Origin of the sequence: Streptomyces lycii (assembly GCF_009735685.1) — a bacterium.
GTDB lineage: Bacteria > Actinomycetota > Actinomycetes > Streptomycetales > Streptomycetaceae > Streptomyces > Streptomyces lycii.
Genome location: NZ_WHPN01000177.1, coordinates 1 through 16,109 on the forward strand (window position 1 = coordinate 1; position 16,109 = coordinate 16,109).

The window sequence follows — 16,109 nt, forward strand, 5'->3', positions numbered from 1 at the left end:
CTGCGAGGAAGAGGATCACCCGTCCACGGTCCCGCGGGCCGGGATCAACGGTCCAACACCTGTTCGCTGGTCATCCACGCGTTCCGGTTGTAGAAAAGGCGGATGCCCCGGGACATCGACCCGCGCCTTCTACGCGCGTTCATCACCGTTGCCGACGAACTGCACTTCACGCGCGCGGCGGCCCGGCTGTACGTCGCCCAGCAGTCGCTGAGCCGGGACATCCGGCGGCTGGAGGGGCTGCTCGGCAGCGAGTTGTTCGTCCGGACCACCCGGCACGTGGAACTCACCGGCGACGGCGCGCGGCTGCTGCCGTACGCCCGCCGGGTCCTGGAGGCGCAGGACGACCTGACCACCGCCGCGGGGCGCGGGACGGCGGCGGCCGACCGGCCGCTGCTCGTCGACGTCGGCGCGCTGGTCTCCACCGGCAACCAGGTGCTCGCCGAGGCCCGCGAGGCGCGGCCCGCCCTGGAGTTCTTCGCCCGCTTCCACAGCGGACTCACCGGCGCCGCCGCCGACATGATCGCGGGCCGTCTCGACGTGTCCTTCGGCCGGATCGCGGGCGTCGACCCGGCCGTCCGCTCCCGCCTCGCCCATCTGCCCGTGCGGTACGAGCCGATGGCCGTGGTGCTGCCCGAGGAGCACCGGCTCGCGCGGCTGCCGGCCGTGCCGCTGGACGAACTCGCCGGCGAGACGCTCTACGCGGGCGCGGGCAACGGCGACACCGCCGAGTGGACGGACCTGGCGAGCAGGCTGTTCGCCGGGCGCGGCATCCGGATTGCGCCGCCGCTGCCGCCGATCGCGGGGGACGAGGAGTTCATCCGGGTCATGGGCAAGCTGGGGCTGCCGGTGCTCGCCAGCGTCCAGTTCATCGCGCTGCCCGGTACCGTGCTGCGCCCGCTGACCGATCCGGCGCCGCTGTCGCCGGTGTCCATGGTGTGGCGTCGTGACCTGCGTCATCCCGGGCTGGAGGCGCTGCGGGAGGCCGCCTCGGCGCTCGCGGCGCGGCACGGCTGGCTGGACCGGCCGGCCGGGGCCTGGCTGCCCGGGGACGACGAGGAGCTGATGCGTCTCTGAGCAGCGGGGCGCTCACACCGGTCCGGGCGGGCGGGTGAGAGCAAGGTTGCGCAGTGGTCACCTGCCGCCACGGACGTGAAACGCGCCGTGCCTAGCGTCGTGGACGAACATCCCCGACAGCTGTGGAGGCGTGATGACCACCCCGACCACGACCCCTTCGCGTTCCCGCAGGGGAGCCCGCTGGATCGAGCGGTGGGACCCGGAGGACGAGACGTTCTGGCATGAGCGGGGCGAGCGCATCGCGCGGCGCAATCTGATCTACTCCGTCGTCTCCGAGCACATCGGCTTCTCCATCTGGAGCCTGTGGTCGGTGATGGTGCTCTTCATGGGCCCGGAGTACGGCGTGGACCCGGCCGGGAAGTTCTTCCTGGTCGCGGTGCCCACCGTGGTCGGCGCCGTGCTGCGGGTGCCGTACACCTTCGCCGTCGCCCGCTTCGGCGGCCGGAACTGGACGGTGGCGAGCGCCCTGCTGCTGATCGTGCCGTCCACGGCGGCGGCCCTCGTCATGGAGCCGGGCACCTCGTACACGACCTTCATGCTGGTGGCGGCCCTCACCGGCGTCGGCGGCGGCAACTTCGCCTCCTCGATGACCAACATCAACTCCTTCTATCCGCTGCGCAAGAAGGGCTGGGCGCTGGGCCTCAACGCGGGCGGCGGGAACATCGGCGTGCCCGTGATCCAGCTGGTCGCGCTGCTCGTCATCGGCACCGCGGGCGCCACCCGGCCGCGGCTCGTGCTCGCCGTCTACATCCCGCTGATCGCCGTCGCCGCGCTGCTCGCCGCGCTGAAGATGGACAACCTGGCGCCGGTCAGCAACGACACCGGTGCCGCGATCGACGCGGCCCGTGAGCCGCACACCTGGATCATGTCGGTGCTCTACATCGGCACCTTCGGTTCCTTCATCGGCTACAGCTTCGCCTTCGGCCTGGTGCTGCAGAACCAGTTCGACCGCACCCCGCTCCAGGCCGCCTCGCTGACCTTCGTCGGACCGCTGCTCGGCTCGCTGATCCGGCCGGTCGGCGGGCGGCTCGCGGACCGCGTCGGCGGTGCCCGGATCACGCTGTGGAACTTCGCCGGCATGGCCGCGGCCACCGTCGTGGTCGTCCACGCCTCCGCGGAGCGCTCGCTGCCCGTCTTTCTCGCCGGCTTCATCTCCCTCTTCGTCCTCAGCGGCCTCGGCAACGGCTCGACGTACAAGATGATCCCCGGGATCTTCCAGGCGCAGGCCGTCTCCCGCGGGCTCGCGGGGGAGGAGGCGGCGGCGTACGGGCGGCGGCTGTCCGGCGCCGCGATGGGGCTGATCGGCGCGGTGGGCGCGCTGGGCGGGCTGGCGATCAACCTCGCCTTCCGGCAGTCCTTCATGACCACCGGCAGCGGCACCCCGGCCTTTGTCTCCTTCCTCGCGGCCTACGCCGTGTGCGGGACGCTGACCTGGGCCGTATACCTTCGCAAGCCGTCGGCACAGGCCCCGGCGGGCAGCCCCGGGACGCAGCGGACACCGGCCTACGCCGAAGTCTGAGACCGTGGGTGGTACGGGACCCGGGCGGGCCGGGGCCCGTAACACCTGTGAAACCCGGTCGATCCGCCGCGGATACGGCGGGTTGACACGATGTGCGGGACCGAAGTCCCCGCGACGCGAGGCGGAGCCGAATGCAACACCCCACCGAGCAGCCGCTCCCGCAGGGCGGGAGCACCGAGCCGCCGACCGGCGGAAGCGGACCCGGGCGTGTGCCCGCGGGGCGCGGTGAGCGGGGCCCGGAGGCCGGAGCGCTGCCGCTGGCCGGGTTCACCGTCGGGGTCACCGCTGCCCGGCGGGCCGAGGAGCTGGGCGCCCTGCTGGAGCGCCGGGGCGCGGCGGTCCTGCACGCCCCGGCGCTGCGGATCGTGCCGCTCCCGGACGACGCCGAGCTGCTCGCCGCCACCAAGGAACTGATCGACGCGGCCCCGGACGTCGTCGTGGCCACCACCGCCATCGGCTTCCGCGGCTGGATCGAGGCGGCCGACGGCTGGGGCCTCGGCGAGGAGCTGATCGCCGGGCTGCGCGGAGTGGAACTGCTGGCCCGTGGCCCCAAGGTGCGGGGCGCCATCCGTGCCGCCGGGCTGACCGAGGAGTGGTCGCCGGGCTCCGAATCCATGGCGGAGGTGCTGGACCGGCTGCTCGGCGAGGGGGTCGACGGCCGCCGGATCGCCGTACAGCTGCACGGGGAGCCGCTGCCCGGCTTCGTCGAGGCGCTGCGGGAGGCCGGGGCCGAGGTCGTCGGGGTGCCGGTCTACCGCTGGCAGCCGCCGGAGGACATCGGCCCGGTCGACCGGCTGCTGGACGCGCTGGTCGCCCGGCAGGTCGACGCGGTCACCTTCACCAGCGCGCCCGCCGCCGCGGGCCTGCTGGAGCGGGCCCGGGAGCGAGGACTGCGGGAGGCGCTGCTGGCCGTGCTGCGGCAGGACGTGCTGGTCGCCTGCGTGGGGCCGGTCACCGCGACCCCGCTGGCCGCGCACGACATCCCGACCGCCCAGCCGGAACGTTTCCGGCTCGGCCCGCTGGTGCAGCTGCTGTGCGCCGAGCTGCCCGCCCGGGCCCGCGCGCTGCCGGTCGCCGGGCACCGCATCGAGATCCGCGGCCACGCGGTGCTCGTGGACGGCGAGCTGCGGCCCGTACCGCCCGCCGGCATGGCGCTGCTGCGCGCCCTGGCCCGCCGCCCGGGCTGGGTCGTGCCGCGCGCCGAGCTGCTGCGGGCGCTCCCCGGGGCGGGCCGCGACGAGCACGCGGTGGAGACGGCCATGGCCCGGCTGCGCACCTCGCTGGGCGCGCCGAAGCTCGTCCACACCGTGGTCAAGCGCGGCTACCGGCTGGCGCTGGACGCCGCCGTCGAGGACAAGTACGGCGACGGGAGCGGCGAGCCGCCCGCCGCGCCCTGACCCGGGCGGGGCACCCGGCCCCGTACCGCCGGCGCAAACCGCCACCGAACATCCGGAAGTCCCCCAACGGGCCGCGTGCCCGGGGGACTTCCGGATTTTTTCGTCCGGCCGTTGAGCAGTTGGCGCGGGCGCTGCGTACTCATGGGCGCAGGAGCCCGGCCGGAGGGAGGCCGCGGACCTGAGGGCCGATGCGGGCCGCACGCGGGACGAGGACGGCTATGACAACGGCGGCACAGAAGACTCCCCGGAGCACCGATCGGTCCCCCACGCCGGTGGTCCGGGGAACGGGCGGGGGCCCGTCGCAGACGAGGGCTGCGGGTCCCCGCCCGACGGGGCGGCACAGCGGGGCAGTTGGCGGAAGTGTTAGTCCGGAGCGAGTTCTCGACCGGGAGGTTCGGGTGCGCAAGGATGCGGCCGTGGCCGATGATCGTCCTGCAAGGTCCCGGCACCGGGCGGAGCGGTCCCGCTCCGAGGAACCGGTGCCGGACGACGAACTCATGCGCGTCATCTACCGGGAGCACGCGGGCCCGTTGCTCGCGTATGTGCTCCGGCTCGTGGCGGGCGACCGGCACCGGGCCGAGGACGTCGTCCAGGAGACCCTGGTGCGGGCGTGGCGCAATGTGCACCGTCTCAACAGGGCCACGGGATCTGTGCGTCCGTGGCTTGTCACCGTCGCCAGGCGTATCGTCATCGACGGTCACCGGAGCCGCCAGGCCCGCCCGCAGGAGGTGGACCCGGCGCCTCTGGAAGTCATGCCCGCGGAGGACGAGATAGACAAGGCACTGTGGCTCATGACGCTCTCCGACGCACTCGGCGACCTCAGCGACGCCCACCGTGAGGTGCTCGTCGAGACGTACTTCAAGGGCCGCACCGTGAACGAGGCGGCCGAGACGCTCGGCATACCGAGCGGGACCGTGCGGTCCCGCGTCTTTTACGCGCTGCGCTCCATGAAGTTGGCGCTCGAAGAACGAGGAGTAAGGGCATGACGGCGCCCGGGCGCAATTCGGAGCACGAGGCCGTGGGCGCCTACGCCCTCGGCATCCTGGACCCGGCGGACGCCGCCCGGTTCGAGACGCACCTGGCGGGTTGCAACTACTGCTCCGCCCAGCTCGACGAGTTCATGGGCATCGAGCCGCTGCTCGCCACCCTGGCCGAGTCCCCCGCCTCCGTACCCGACCCCGCCGCGCTGCACGCCAAGCCCAGCCCCCAGGTCCTGCCCCGGCTGCTCGGCCAGGTCTCCGCCCACCGGCGCAAGGCGCGCCGCCGCGGCCGCTATCTGCTCGCCGCCGTCGCCGCCGTCGTCATCGGCGGCCCGTCCGTCGCGGTCTGGGCGACCTCCGGCGACTCCGGGGGATCCGGGACCGAGGCACGGTCCGCCGAGGAGGTGTTCCGCGCCGGGATGGCGAAGGCCTCCGCGACCGACCCGGTCAGCAAGGTCTCCGCGACCGTCGGCACCGAGAAGAAGGCCTGGGGCACCGACACCGTCCTGGAGCTGAAGAACGTCAAGGGCCCGGAGAAGTGCAGCCTCGTCGCCGTGTCGAAGAAGGGCAACGAGGAGATCGTCACCTCCTGGTCGGTGCCCGACTGGGGCTACGGCGTCCCCGGCAGCGACCATCCGCAGGGCAAGGACCCGCTGTACGTCCACGGCGGCTCGGCCATGACCCCGAACGAGATCGACCACTTCGAGGTCCGCACCTTCGACGGCAAGCGGCTGGTCACGGTCGAGAGCTGACCGGCCCGGCTCTCCGCTGCCCCGGCGGCCTTCCTCCGGCCCCGCCGCCCCTCCCGGGCGGGGCGCGCCGGAGGTTCTCGCGTGCGCGCACCGTCCCCTTCGCGTACGGTTGACGGCTGCCCAGCACGTCAGAAGGGGGCCCGGGTGGCCGCGCAGGATGCCACGGTCGATTCGGTACGGGACCGGGAGATCGGTGCCGAGCAGAATCACCTGGACCAGGTGTACCGGCGTCTCGCCGAGAAGATCCACGAAGCCGAGTTCCTGATGGACGACGCCGCCCGCCGCGGCCAGGTCGGCACGCCCGGCGCGCTCGCCGAACGGGACGCCCAGGTCTTCCGGGCCGGGCTGCACCTCAACCGGCTGAACAGCGAGTTCGAGGACTTCCTCTTCGGCCGCGTCGACCTGCTGCCCGGCAAGGACGGCGAGCGCGGCCCGGACGGCGCGTACACCTCCGTCGAGCCCGCGGACGACGCCGTGCGCACCGGCCCGGACGGCGCTCCGTACGCCGAGATCGCCGAGACCCTGCACATCGGCCGGCTCGGCGTCCTGGACGCCGACTACTCCCCGCTCGTCATCGACTGGCGGGCGCCCGCCGCCGCGCCCTTCTACCGGGCCACCCCGGTCGATCCCGGCCGGGTCGTGCGCCGCCGCGTCATCCGCAGCAAGGGGCGGCAGGTCCTCGGCGTCGAGGACGACCTGCTGCGGCCCGAGCTGACCGTCACGCTGGACGGCGCGGAGCTGCCCGTGGTCGGCGACGGGGCGCTGATGGCGGCGCTCGGCCGGGCCCGCAGCCACGCCATGCGGGACATCGTGTCCTCCATCCAGGCCGAGCAGGACCGGGTGATCCGGGCGCCCGCCGCCTCCGTCACCGAGGTCGGCGGCGGCCCGGGCACCGGGAAGACGGCGGTCGCGCTGCACCGCGCCGCGTACCTGCTCTACCAGGACCGCAGGCGCTACGCCGGGGGCATCCTCGTCGTCAGCCCGACGCCGCTGCTGGTGGCGTACACCGAGGGCGTGCTGCCGTCGCTCGGCGAGGAGGGCCAGGTCGCGATCCGCGCCCTCGGCTCGCTGGTCGACGGAGCCGAGGCGACGGTGTACGACGATCCGGAGGTCGCGCGGGTGAAGGGCTCCGCACGGATGGTGAAGGTGCTGCGCCGCGCGGCCCGCGCCGCCCTCGACCTGCCCCGTCCGGCGGCTGCCGGGCAGGAGGCTGCCGGGGCCGCCGGACCGGACCCCGCCGGGCCCGGCGGGCAGCTCACCTTCGACGACGCGGCCGGCGGGACGGAGCCGCCCGCGCCGCACGGCCGGGCGGGCGGCCCGGCATCCGGGGCGCCCGACCGGCTGCGGGTCGTGGCGTTCGGCTCCCGGGTGGAGCTGGACGCCGAGGCGCTGCGCCGGATCCGCAGCGCCGTGCTCGGCGGGACGGCACCGGTGAACCTGATGCGGCCGCGGGCCCGGCGGCTGCTGCTGGACGCGCTGTGGGAGCGGGCCGGCGGGGGCCGCCGGTACACCGATCCGGAGCTGGCCGCCGAGGCCCGCGGGGCGTTCGACGAGGACATCTCCACCGAGGACGACTTCACGGACTTCCTCGACGCCTGGTGGCCCGAGCTGACCCCGCGCCGGGTGCTCGCCGCGATGGCCGACGAACGGTGGCTCGGCCGCTGTTCCCGCCGGATCCTCCAGCCCGCGGAAGCGCGCCGGGTCGCGCGCTCCCTGCGCCGGCTCGGGGCGGACGGCCGGGGACCGCTGTCCGTGCACGACGTGGCGCTGCTGGACGAGCTGTACGCGCTGCTGGGCGCGCCCGCCCGGCCGAAGAAGCGCGAGGCGGACCCGCTCGACCAGCTGACGGGCCTCGAGGAACTCACCACCTGGGCCGACCGGAACGCGCCCCGCCGCTCCCGCGCGGAACGGGCGGCCGAGGAGCGTACGGACTACGCGCACGTCATCGTCGACGAGGCGCAGGACCTCACGCCCATGCAGTGGCGGCTGGTCGGCCGCCGCGGCCGGCACGCGACGTGGACCGTCGTCGGCGACCCGGCGCAGAGTTCCTGGCCCGCGCCGGAGGAGGCCGCCGAGGCGCGCGACGAGGCGCTCGGCAGGCGGCCGCGGCGGCAGTTCACGCTCACCGTGAACTACCGCAACCCGGCGGAGATCGCGAAGCCGGCGGCCAGGGTGCTGGCGCTCGCCATGCCCGGCATGGAGGCGCCGGAGGCGGTGCGCTCCACGGGCGTCGAGCCCCGGTTCGCCGTGGCGGGCGCGGATGCCGGGGGCGCCGTGCGCCGGGAGGCGGAGCGGCTGCTGGGCGAGGTGGACGGCACGGTCGGTGTGGTCGTCGCCATGGACCGCCGCGCGGAGGCCCGGCGGTGGCTGGCCGGGCTGGGGGACCGGGTGGTGGCGCTGGGCAGCCTGGAGGCCAAGGGGCTGGAGTACGACGGGGTCCTGGTCGTCTCCCCGGCCGAGATCGCGGGCAAGGGGGCCCCGGACGACCCCGGGGGAGCGTCGCCGACGGGACTGCGGGTGCTGTACGTGGCGCTGACCCGGGCCACCCAGCGGCTCACGGTGCTGTCCGGCGAGCGCGACCGGCCGGACCCGGACGGCGTTCCCGACCTGTTGCGGGACCGCTCGCAGGAGGCGTGAGGCGTCCCGCGGGAAAGGGGCGCCGCGGGGAATTGCCCGAGGCGGGTGGAGTGTTACCTTGGATGTGGCACCGGCCCGATCCAAGCCCCCGGGCCCAACCACAGTCGCTGCGAGCGACCACTTGCCGCGAGGCGAGCATGGCGGGTCGGTGTCGTAGACGTTGGCTGGTCACCAGCCCGGAAGGGCGCTCCTCCACAACCGGAGGGGCGCCCTTCGTCGTTGCCGCTCCGCCCGGCCGCGCGGCCCTCCGGCAGCGGCCGGGCGCCGCGGAAAAATCTTTCCGTATTCGGCCCCTGGTTACCGTGTACCAGCTGGTAGGTGGGACCATCGGACGGCGCGCCGTCCGCGAACCCGCGCCCGCGCGCATCACGTAATACGGGAAAGCGAAGGAAAACCGCCATGGCAACGGCGCCCAGCGTCTCCTACTCGATGACGGTCCGGCTGGAGGTCCCGGCGGGCGGCACCGCCGTCAGCCAGCTCACCACGGCCGTGGAATCCAACGGTGGTTCCGTGATCGGTCTCGACGTCACGGCGTCCGGCCACGAGAAGCTGCGCATCGACGTCACCATCGGCGCGACGTCCACCGCGCACGCCCAGGAGATCGTCGAGGAACTCCGGAACATCGAGGGCGTCGCGCTGGGCAAGGTCTCCGACCGTACGTTCCTGATGCACCTCGGCGGCAAGATCGAGATGTCGTCGAAGCATCCCATTCGCAATCGTGACGACCTCTCGATGATCTACACCCCGGGTGTCGCCCGGGTCTGCACCGCCATCGCGGAGAACCCCGAGGACGCCCGCCGGCTCACCATCAAGCGGAACAGCGTCGCGGTCGTCACCGACGGCTCCGCGGTGCTGGGGCTCGGCAACATCGGGCCCAAGGCGGCGCTGCCGGTGATGGAGGGCAAGGCCGCCCTGTTCAAGCGGTTCGCCGACATCGACGCCTGGCCGCTGTGCCTGGACACCCAGGACACGGACGCCATCGTGGAGATCGTCAAGGCCATCGCCCCCGGCTTCGCGGGCATCAACCTGGAGGACATCTCCGCGCCCCGCTGCTTCGAGATCGAGGCCCGGCTGCGGGAGGCCCTGGACATCCCCGTCTTCCACGACGACCAGCACGGCACCGCCATCGTGGTGCTCGCCGCGCTCACCAACGCGCTGCGCGTGGTGGAGAAGCAGATCGGCGAGGTGCGGGTGGTCATGTCCGGCGCGGGCGCGGCCGGCACCGCCATCCTCAAGCTGCTCCTCGCGGCCGGGGTGAAGCACGCGGTGGTCGCCGACATCCACGGAGTCGTGCACGCCGGGCGCGAGGACCTGGTCGGCGCCGACCCGGGCTCGCCGCTCCGCTGGATCGCGGACAACACCAACCCCGAGGGCGTCACGGGCACCCTGCGCGAGGCCGTCTGCGGTGCCGACGTCTTCATCGGCGTCTCGGCGCCCGACGTGCTGGGCGCCGACGACGTGGCCGCGATGGCGAAGGGCGCGATCGTGTTCGCCCTTGCCAATCCCGACCCCGAGGTCGACCCGGCGGTCGCCCGGCAGACGGCCTCCGTCGTCGCCACCGGCCGCAGCGACTTCCCCAACCAGATCAACAACGTGCTGGTCTTCCCGGGTGTCTTCCGCGGACTGCTCGACGCCCAGTCCCGCACGGTCGGCGAGGAGATGATGCTGGCCGCCGCCCGCGCCCTCGCCGATGTCGTCGCCGAGGACGAGCTGAACGCCAACTACATCATTCCCAGCGTCTTCAACGACAAGGTCGGGCCCGCGGTCGCCGAGGCCGTCGCGCAGGCCGCGAAGGCCGTCAGCAGCTCTGTGACAGGCGCCACGAGCGCCTAGGCACGGCGCGTCGCGGGACCCGCGACACCCCGGTGGCCCTTAGGGTGACCGGCAGAAAACGGCCGTAATGCACCTGAAGCGTCCCTGCTGTGTGCTGCCGGGGACGGCTCGTGGCGTCACCGCGGTGAAGGAGTGGCGCTTTTCGTGTGACGTCGCGGGGCGCCGGATTGGCATTCCCGCCGCAGGTGGGGGCAGGATGCGTATCCGGGCGCGAGGGTCTGGCACATCAGACCCGGGTCCGGGGACTGTCCGAGGGCCCTGGCAGCATCGGCTTCGATCTCACGCCTCATCGGCAAGAAGAACACGGGAGTACATATGAACCGCAGTGAGCTGGTGGCCGCTCTTTCCGAGCGCGCCGAGGTGACCCGCAAGGACGCCGACGCAGTGCTGGCCGCCCTCGCCGAGACCGTCGGCGAGGTCGTTTCCAAGGGCGACGAGAAGGTCACCATCCCCGGCTTCCTGACCTTCGAGCGCACCCACCGTGCCGCTCGTACCGCGCGGAACCCGCAGACCGGCGACCCGATCGAGATCCCGGCGGGCTACAGCGTGAAGGTCTCCGCGGGCTCCAAGCTCAAGGAAGCCGCCAAGGGCAAGTAAGCAGAGCGGCAGCAGGAAGGGCGGCCACTCTCCGGGAGGGAGAGTGGCCGCCCTTTCGTGTGCGGAGGCGCCGTGCGCCGCTCAGACGCTCGGAGCGCCGTTCGGGAGTTCGACCTTCGCGCCCAGCTGTACGAGCTTCTCCATGAAGTTCTCGTAGCCGCGGTTGATCAGGTCGATGCCGTGCACCCGCGAGGTGCCCTGCGCCGCGAGGGCCGCGATCAGGTACGAGAAGCCGCCCCTGAGGTCGGGGATGACCAGATCGGAGCCCTGGAGCTTGGTGGGCCCGGAGACGACCGCCGAGTGCAGGAAGTTCCGCTGGCCGAAGCGGCAGGCGGAGCCGCCCAGGCACTCCCGGTAGAGCTGGATGTGCGCGCCCATCTGGTTGAGGGCCTCGGTGAAGCCCAGCCGGGACTCGTAGACCGTCTCGTGGACGATGGACAGGCCCGACGCCTGGGTCAGCGCGACGACCAGCGGCTGCTGCCAGTCGGTCTGGAAACCGGGGTGCACGTCCGTCTCCAGCGCGATCGCGTTCAGCGGGCCGCCGGGGTGCCAGAAGCGGATGCCCTCGTCGTCGATCTCGAAGGCGCCGCCGACCTTGCGGTAGGTGTTGAGGAAGGTCATCATCGACCGCTGCTGGGCGCCGCGGACGTAGATGTTGCCCTCGGTGGCCAGCGCCGCGCTGGCCCAGGACGCGGCCTCCAGCCGGTCCGGGAGGGCGCGGTGGTTGTAGCCGCCGAGCTTCTCGACACCGGTGATCCGGATCGTCCGGTCGGTGTCCATGGAGATGATGGCGCCCATTTTCTGCAGGACGCAGATGAGGTCCTCGATCTCCGGCTCCACGGCCGCGTTGGACAGCTCGGTGACGCCGTCCGCCAGCACGGCCGTCAGCAGCACCTGCTCGGTCGAGCCGACCGAGGGGTACGGCAGCCGGATCTTGGTGCCGCGCAGCCGCTGCGGGGCCTCCAGGTACTGGCCGTCGGCGCGCTTCTCGATGGTCGCGCCGAACTGCCGCAGCACGTCGAAGTGGAAGTCGACCGGCCGGCCGCCGATGTCGCAGCCGCCCAGGCCCGGGATGAAGGCGTGGCCGAGCCGGTGCAGCAGGGGGCCGCAGAAGAGGATCGGGATGCGCGAGGAGCCCGCGTGCGCGTCGATGTCGGCGACGTTCGCGCTCTCCACGTGGGACGGGTCGAGGACGAGCTCGCCGGCCTCGTCGCCGGGACGGACCGTGACGCCGTGCAGCTGCAGCAGGCCCCGCACCACGCGGACGTCGCGGATGTCGGGCACGTTGCGCAGCCGGCTGGGTTCGCTGCCCAGCAGGGCGGCGACCATGGCCTTGGGCACGAGGTTCTTCGCGCCGCGGACACGGATCTCGCCCTCGAGCGGGGTGCCGCCGTGGACGAGCAGGACATCGTTGCTGCCGGTGCCGGTCATGAATCTCGCGTTCCTGGAGTGGGACTGGGACCAAAGGGAAATGGTACGGGCCCGGGGACCCCCTTCCGTAGGGGCGAGACCCCCGACCGCAGGTCATGGGTTTGTCACAACACGGTCCGTTCGTCACCCGTGCCGTACAGTCACCGAATTCCGGCCTTTCGCGGCGCGCCCCCGCTGCCGCCGTACGCCCCCGCGCTCCTCGGGTCCGCATGCCGGTTGGCTCCCCGCGGAGGGCCGAGTTGCGAGATCATGTCCCCATGACGGAGGTGTCCTCGCTCACCGGGCGGCTGCTGGTCGCGACGCCCGCGCTGGCCGACCCGAATTTCGACCGCGCGGTGGTGCTGCTCCTCGATCACGACGACGAGGGGTCGCTGGGTGTCGTGCTCAACCGCCCGACGCCGGTCGGGGTCGTCGACATCCTGGCCTCCTGGGCCGATCTGGCGGGTGAGCCGGGCGTCGTGTTCCAGGGCGGGCCGGTCTCGCTCGACTCCGCGCTGGGGGTGGCGGTGGTGCCGGGCGGGACGGAGGATGCCGTGGGCAGCGGTCCGCTGGGCTGGCGCCGGGTGTACGGCGCGATCGGGCTGGTCGACCTGGAGGCGCCGCCCGAGCTGCTGGCGACCGCGGTCGGGTCGCTGCGGATCTTCGCCGGTTACGCGGGCTGGGGCCCGGGCCAGCTGGAGGACGAGCTGGCCGAGGGGGCGTGGTACGTCGTGGAGTCCGAGCCGGGCGACGTCTCCTCGCCGGTGCCGGAGCAGTTGTGGCGCTCCGTGCTGCGGCGGCAGCGGAGCGAGCTGGCGATGGTCGCCACGTATCCGGACGATCCGTCGCTCAACTGAATTCCGGCCCGCCGGCGCGTCCGGTATCGGGGCCGCTTTGAGTACCCTTGCTGTGCATGAGCACTCTTGAGCCCGAGCGCGGGGCAGGGACCGGCACCCTCGTAGAACCGACACCGCAGGTGTCGCACGGCGACGGCGACCACGAGCGCTACGCCCATTACGTCCAGAAGGACAAGATCATGGCGAGCGCCCTCGAGGGGACGCCCGTCGTGGCGCTGTGCGGCAAGGTCTGGGTTCCCGGGCGCGACCCGAAGAAGTACCCGGTCTGCCCGATGTGCAAGGAGATCTACGAGTCCATGGGCGCCGGCGGCGACAAGGACAAGAGCGGCAAGGGCGGCAAGGGCGGCAAGAACGACAAGTAGGGGCGGCTCCCCGGCCCTCCTGGTCCTGTCCCGGCGCGGAAGCGCGCCCGGCCGCCCCGCCCGGCCCGCCCCGCCCCGCGCGGGCGGTCCTCCGGGCACTCCCGCACGGCCCTCCGGGCGCACCCCGTGTGCGCCCGGAGGGCCGTGTGCGTTGCACGGGGTGCGTCCCTCGGTCACGAACTGGTAGAGACCTTTCACGGAACCTTGTGGGCGGGATGAACCCCTCCTAGCCTCCTGGCTGTTGTGCGGAGAGCGAAACGATCGTTGCGCATGCTGCAACGCCACTCGTGGGGGGTTCCTCGATGAAGCGCTGGGTCCGAACGACGGCCTCCACCGCCGCGCTGGTCATGGCGGCGACGGCCGCCGCCTCGTGCGCGCCGTCCACCTCCGACACCTCCGCGGGAGCGGACGAGAAGAGCGGCACCCTGCGGGTCTGGCTCTTCCAGGAGGTCAACAACGACCCGAAGAAGAAGGTCGTCGACCGGGCCGTGAGCGCGTTCGAGAAGGAACACGACGGGGTCGACGTCGAGGTCGCCTACATCCCCGTCGACACCCGCGCGGAGAAGATCAAGGCCGCCTTCAACGACCCGAAGAGCGCCCCCGACCTGATCGAGTACGGCAACACCGACACCGCCGGCTACGTACGGGACGGCGGGCTCGCCGAGATCGGCGAGGAGTTCGCCGCCTGGGACGAGGCGAAGGACACCGACCCCACCGCGAAGCGGTCCGTCACCGTCGACGGCAAGATCTACGGGGCGCCCTTCTTCGTCGGCGTCCGCGCGCTGTACTACCGCACCGACGTCTTCGACGACCTCGGGCTGAAGCCGCCGAAGACCCAGGAGGCGTTGGTCCGGGCCGCGAAGGAGATCCGCCGCGAGCGGCCGGAGATGTACGGCATCGCCGTCGGCGGCGCGTACACCTACGGGGCCATGCCCTTCATCTGGGCGAACGGCGGCGCCCTCGCCACCGAGCGGGACGGCTCGTACACCGCCGCCATCGACAGCCCGGCCGCCCGCGAGGGCATCGAGACGTACACCTCTCTCTTCGGTGACGACAACTGCCCGGCCGCGAAGTGCGCCGAGATGGGCGGCAACGACACCGTCACCGCCTTCGCGTCCGGCAAGGCCGGCATGGCCATCGGCGGCGACTTCAGCCACCAGGCCATGGAGGACGGCGAGGTCAAGGGCAAGTACGGGGTCGTGCCGCTGCCGGGCGCGGAGGAGGGCGAGATCGCCCCCGCCTTCGCCGGCGGCAACAACCTCGGGGTGCTGAAGAGCAGTTCGCACCGCACCCTGGCCGTCGGCCTGATGAAGTCCCTCGCCGGCAAGGAGACCCAGCGGCAGCTCTTCGACGCCATGGGCTTCCTGCCCACCTTCACCGACGTGCGGGCGCGGGCCGCGGAGGAGGAGCCGTTCGTCGAGCCCTTCGTGCAGACCCTCGACGCCGGTACGGAGTTCGTGCCCGCCTCGCCGGGCTGGGCCGCCATCGACTCCTCGCTGGTGCTCCCGACGATGTTCCAGGAGGTCGTCCGGGGCGACAAGTCGGTCGCCGAGGCGGCGGGCGACGCGGCGGAGCGGATGGACGAAGCGTTCGACGCGGCGAGCTGACGCGATGGCACGCGGGACCCCGGCGGCCGCCTCGGCGCGGACGGCCGCGGCGGGGACGGACACGGCGGGGACGGACCCAGCGGCGACGGACACGGCGGGGACGGGCGTGACGGGGAAGGGCGCGGCGGCGCGTACGGGGCGGCGGCCCGGCGGGGCGCGGACACCCGCGGGCCGCGGCGGCTGGACCCCCTGGCTCTACCTCGCCCCCGCCCTCGCCGTCCTCGGCGGTCTGCTCGTGTACCCCGTCTACCAACTCGGCCTGATCTCGTTCCTGGAGTACACCCAGGCGCAGGTCAGCGGCGGCGAACCGACCCGCTTCCGGGGCTTCGGCAACTACGCCGAACTCTTCGGCGACAGCCGCTTCTGGCAGGTGCTGCTGGCCACCGTGCTGTTCGCCGCCGCGTGCGTGCTCTGCACGCTCGCGGTCGGCTGCGCGCTCGCCGTGCTGCTCACCCGGGTCCGCGCCGTGCCCCGGCTGGCGCTGATGCTCGCCGGGCTCGGCGCCTGGGCGACCCCGGCCGTCACCGGCTCGACCGTCTGGGTCTTCCTCTTCGACCCGGACTTCGGCCCGGTGAACAAGGTGCTGGTGTGGCTGGGCCTGTCCGGCTTCGAGGACTTCTCCTGGACGTACGACCGCTACAGCGCGTTCGCGCTGGTGCTGTTCGAGGTCGTCTGGTGCTCGTTCCCGTTCGTCATGCTCACCGTCTACGCGGGCCTGAAGGCCATCCCGGGCGAGATCCTGGAGGCCGCCGCGCTCGACGGCGCCTCCAGCACCCAGACCTGGCGCCGCGTCATGGCACCGATGCTCCGGCCGATCCTCGTCGTCGTCACCATCCAGTCGGTGATCTGGGACTTCAAGATCTTCACGCAGATCTACGTCATGACGGGCGGCGGCGGCATCGCCGGGCAGAACCTCGTGCTCAACGTCTACGCCTACCAGCAGGCGTTCGCGTCCTCGCAGTACAGCCTCGGCTCCGCGATCGGCGTCGTGATGCTGCTGATCCTGCTCGCCGTCACCCTCGTATACCTGCGGCTGCTGCGCCGCCAGGGGGAGGAACTGTGACCGCCCCGGCCACCGCGCCCA

Annotated in this window: 13 protein-coding genes; 12 read left to right on the forward strand and 1 reads right to left on the reverse strand. The window is 72.9% G+C overall.

The features are described 5' to 3' along the window. Positions 1-102 precede the first annotated feature (102 nt). The 8 genes from GCU69_RS07310 to GCU69_RS07345 all read left to right on the forward strand — a co-directional run bounded on the left by GCU69_RS07310 (position 103) and on the right by GCU69_RS07345 (position 10,789). Positions 103-1,074 (forward strand): LysR family transcriptional regulator, encoded by a 972-nt coding sequence (locus GCU69_RS07310; RefSeq protein WP_156205454.1) that lies wholly within the window; start codon positions 103-105, stop codon positions 1,072-1,074. A 133-nt stretch (positions 1,075-1,207) separates the two neighbouring features. Beyond that, a complete protein-coding gene (locus GCU69_RS07315; protein ID WP_098752138.1) occupies positions 1,208-2,593 on the forward strand; it encodes a nitrate/nitrite transporter in 1,386 nt (461 codons plus the stop codon). 131 nt (positions 2,594-2,724) lie between these two features. Continuing rightward, positions 2,725-3,990: a uroporphyrinogen-III synthase gene (locus GCU69_RS07320; protein ID WP_098752137.1), complete on the forward strand. Its 1,266-nt coding sequence runs from the start codon at positions 2,725-2,727 to the stop codon at positions 3,988-3,990. 398 nt (positions 3,991-4,388) lie between these two features. Beyond that, the gene (locus GCU69_RS07325; protein WP_170315798.1) at positions 4,389-4,976 is read left to right on the forward strand and encodes a sigma-70 family RNA polymerase sigma factor; all 588 of its coding nucleotides are present in this window, start codon (positions 4,389-4,391) and stop codon (positions 4,974-4,976) included. Beyond that, on the forward strand, positions 4,973-5,722 hold the full coding sequence (locus GCU69_RS07330; RefSeq protein WP_098752136.1) for a zf-HC2 domain-containing protein: 750 nt from the start codon (positions 4,973-4,975) through the stop codon (positions 5,720-5,722). Before GCU69_RS07325 ends, GCU69_RS07330 begins: the two co-directional genes overlap by 4 nt. Positions 5,723-5,866: 144 nt before the next feature. Continuing rightward, positions 5,867-8,359, forward strand: coding sequence for a HelD family protein (locus GCU69_RS07335; RefSeq protein WP_156205455.1), 2,493 nt, complete (start codon positions 5,867-5,869; stop codon positions 8,357-8,359). A 399-nt stretch (positions 8,360-8,758) separates the two neighbouring features. After that, positions 8,759-10,192, forward strand: a complete 1,434-nt coding sequence (locus GCU69_RS07340) for an NAD-dependent malic enzyme (protein WP_098752134.1) — start codon at positions 8,759-8,761, stop codon at positions 10,190-10,192. 315 nt (positions 10,193-10,507) lie between these two features. Next, on the forward strand, positions 10,508-10,789 hold the full coding sequence (locus tag GCU69_RS07345) for an HU family DNA-binding protein (protein ID WP_045866949.1): 282 nt from the start codon (positions 10,508-10,510) through the stop codon (positions 10,787-10,789). 81 nt (positions 10,790-10,870) lie between these two features. On the opposite strand, the gene murA is transcribed toward GCU69_RS07345, so the two are convergent. Next, positions 10,871-12,220 (reverse strand): UDP-N-acetylglucosamine 1-carboxyvinyltransferase, encoded by a 1,350-nt coding sequence (gene murA / locus GCU69_RS07350; protein WP_098752133.1) that lies wholly within the window; start codon positions 12,218-12,220, stop codon positions 10,871-10,873. A gap of 257 nt (positions 12,221-12,477) precedes the next feature. Here murA and GCU69_RS07355 point away from each other — a divergent pair, with 257 nt between their 5' ends. The 4 genes from GCU69_RS07355 to GCU69_RS07370 all read left to right on the forward strand — a co-directional run bounded on the left by GCU69_RS07355 (position 12,478) and on the right by GCU69_RS07370 (position 16,088). After that, entirely contained in the window at positions 12,478-13,056 is a 579-nt protein-coding gene (locus GCU69_RS07355; RefSeq protein ID WP_098752132.1) for a YqgE/AlgH family protein, read from the forward strand. A 56-nt stretch (positions 13,057-13,112) separates the two neighbouring features. Continuing rightward, positions 13,113-13,418, forward strand: a complete 306-nt coding sequence (locus GCU69_RS07360) for a DUF3039 domain-containing protein (RefSeq protein ID WP_098752131.1) — start codon at positions 13,113-13,115, stop codon at positions 13,416-13,418. Positions 13,419-13,720: 302 nt separating this feature from the next. Beyond that, complete coding sequence (locus GCU69_RS07365; protein WP_098752130.1) at positions 13,721-15,025, forward strand: extracellular solute-binding protein; 1,305 nt, start codon at positions 13,721-13,723, stop codon at positions 15,023-15,025. 106 nt (positions 15,026-15,131) lie between these two features. Further along, positions 15,132-16,088: a carbohydrate ABC transporter permease gene (locus GCU69_RS07370; RefSeq protein WP_235978298.1), complete on the forward strand. Its 957-nt coding sequence runs from the start codon at positions 15,132-15,134 to the stop codon at positions 16,086-16,088. Positions 16,089-16,109 lie beyond the last annotated feature (21 nt).

Excerpts from the sequence above, each read along its gene's own strand:
- GCU69_RS07345 (WP_045866949.1), top strand. The coding sequence starts at position 10,508 with ATGAACCGCAGTGAGCTGGTGGCCGCTCTTTCCGAGCGCGCCGAGGTG.
- GCU69_RS07340 (WP_098752134.1), top strand. The coding sequence starts at position 8,759 with ATGGCAACGGCGCCCAGCGTCTCCTACTCGATGACGGTCCGGCTGGAG.
- GCU69_RS07310 (WP_156205454.1), top strand. The coding sequence starts at position 103 with ATGCCCCGGGACATCGACCCGCGCCTTCTACGCGCGTTCATCACCGTT.
- murA (WP_098752133.1), bottom strand. The coding sequence starts at position 12,220 with ATGACCGGCACCGGCAGCAACGATGTCCTGCTCGTCCACGGCGGCACC.
- GCU69_RS07315 (WP_098752138.1), top strand. The coding sequence starts at position 1,208 with ATGACCACCCCGACCACGACCCCTTCGCGTTCCCGCAGGGGAGCCCGC.
- GCU69_RS07330 (WP_098752136.1), top strand. The coding sequence starts at position 4,973 with ATGACGGCGCCCGGGCGCAATTCGGAGCACGAGGCCGTGGGCGCCTAC.
- GCU69_RS07355 (WP_098752132.1), top strand. The coding sequence starts at position 12,478 with ATGACGGAGGTGTCCTCGCTCACCGGGCGGCTGCTGGTCGCGACGCCC.
- GCU69_RS07360 (WP_098752131.1), top strand. The coding sequence starts at position 13,113 with ATGAGCACTCTTGAGCCCGAGCGCGGGGCAGGGACCGGCACCCTCGTA.
- GCU69_RS07365 (WP_098752130.1), top strand. The coding sequence starts at position 13,721 with ATGAAGCGCTGGGTCCGAACGACGGCCTCCACCGCCGCGCTGGTCATG.
- GCU69_RS07320 (WP_098752137.1), top strand. The coding sequence starts at position 2,725 with ATGCAACACCCCACCGAGCAGCCGCTCCCGCAGGGCGGGAGCACCGAG.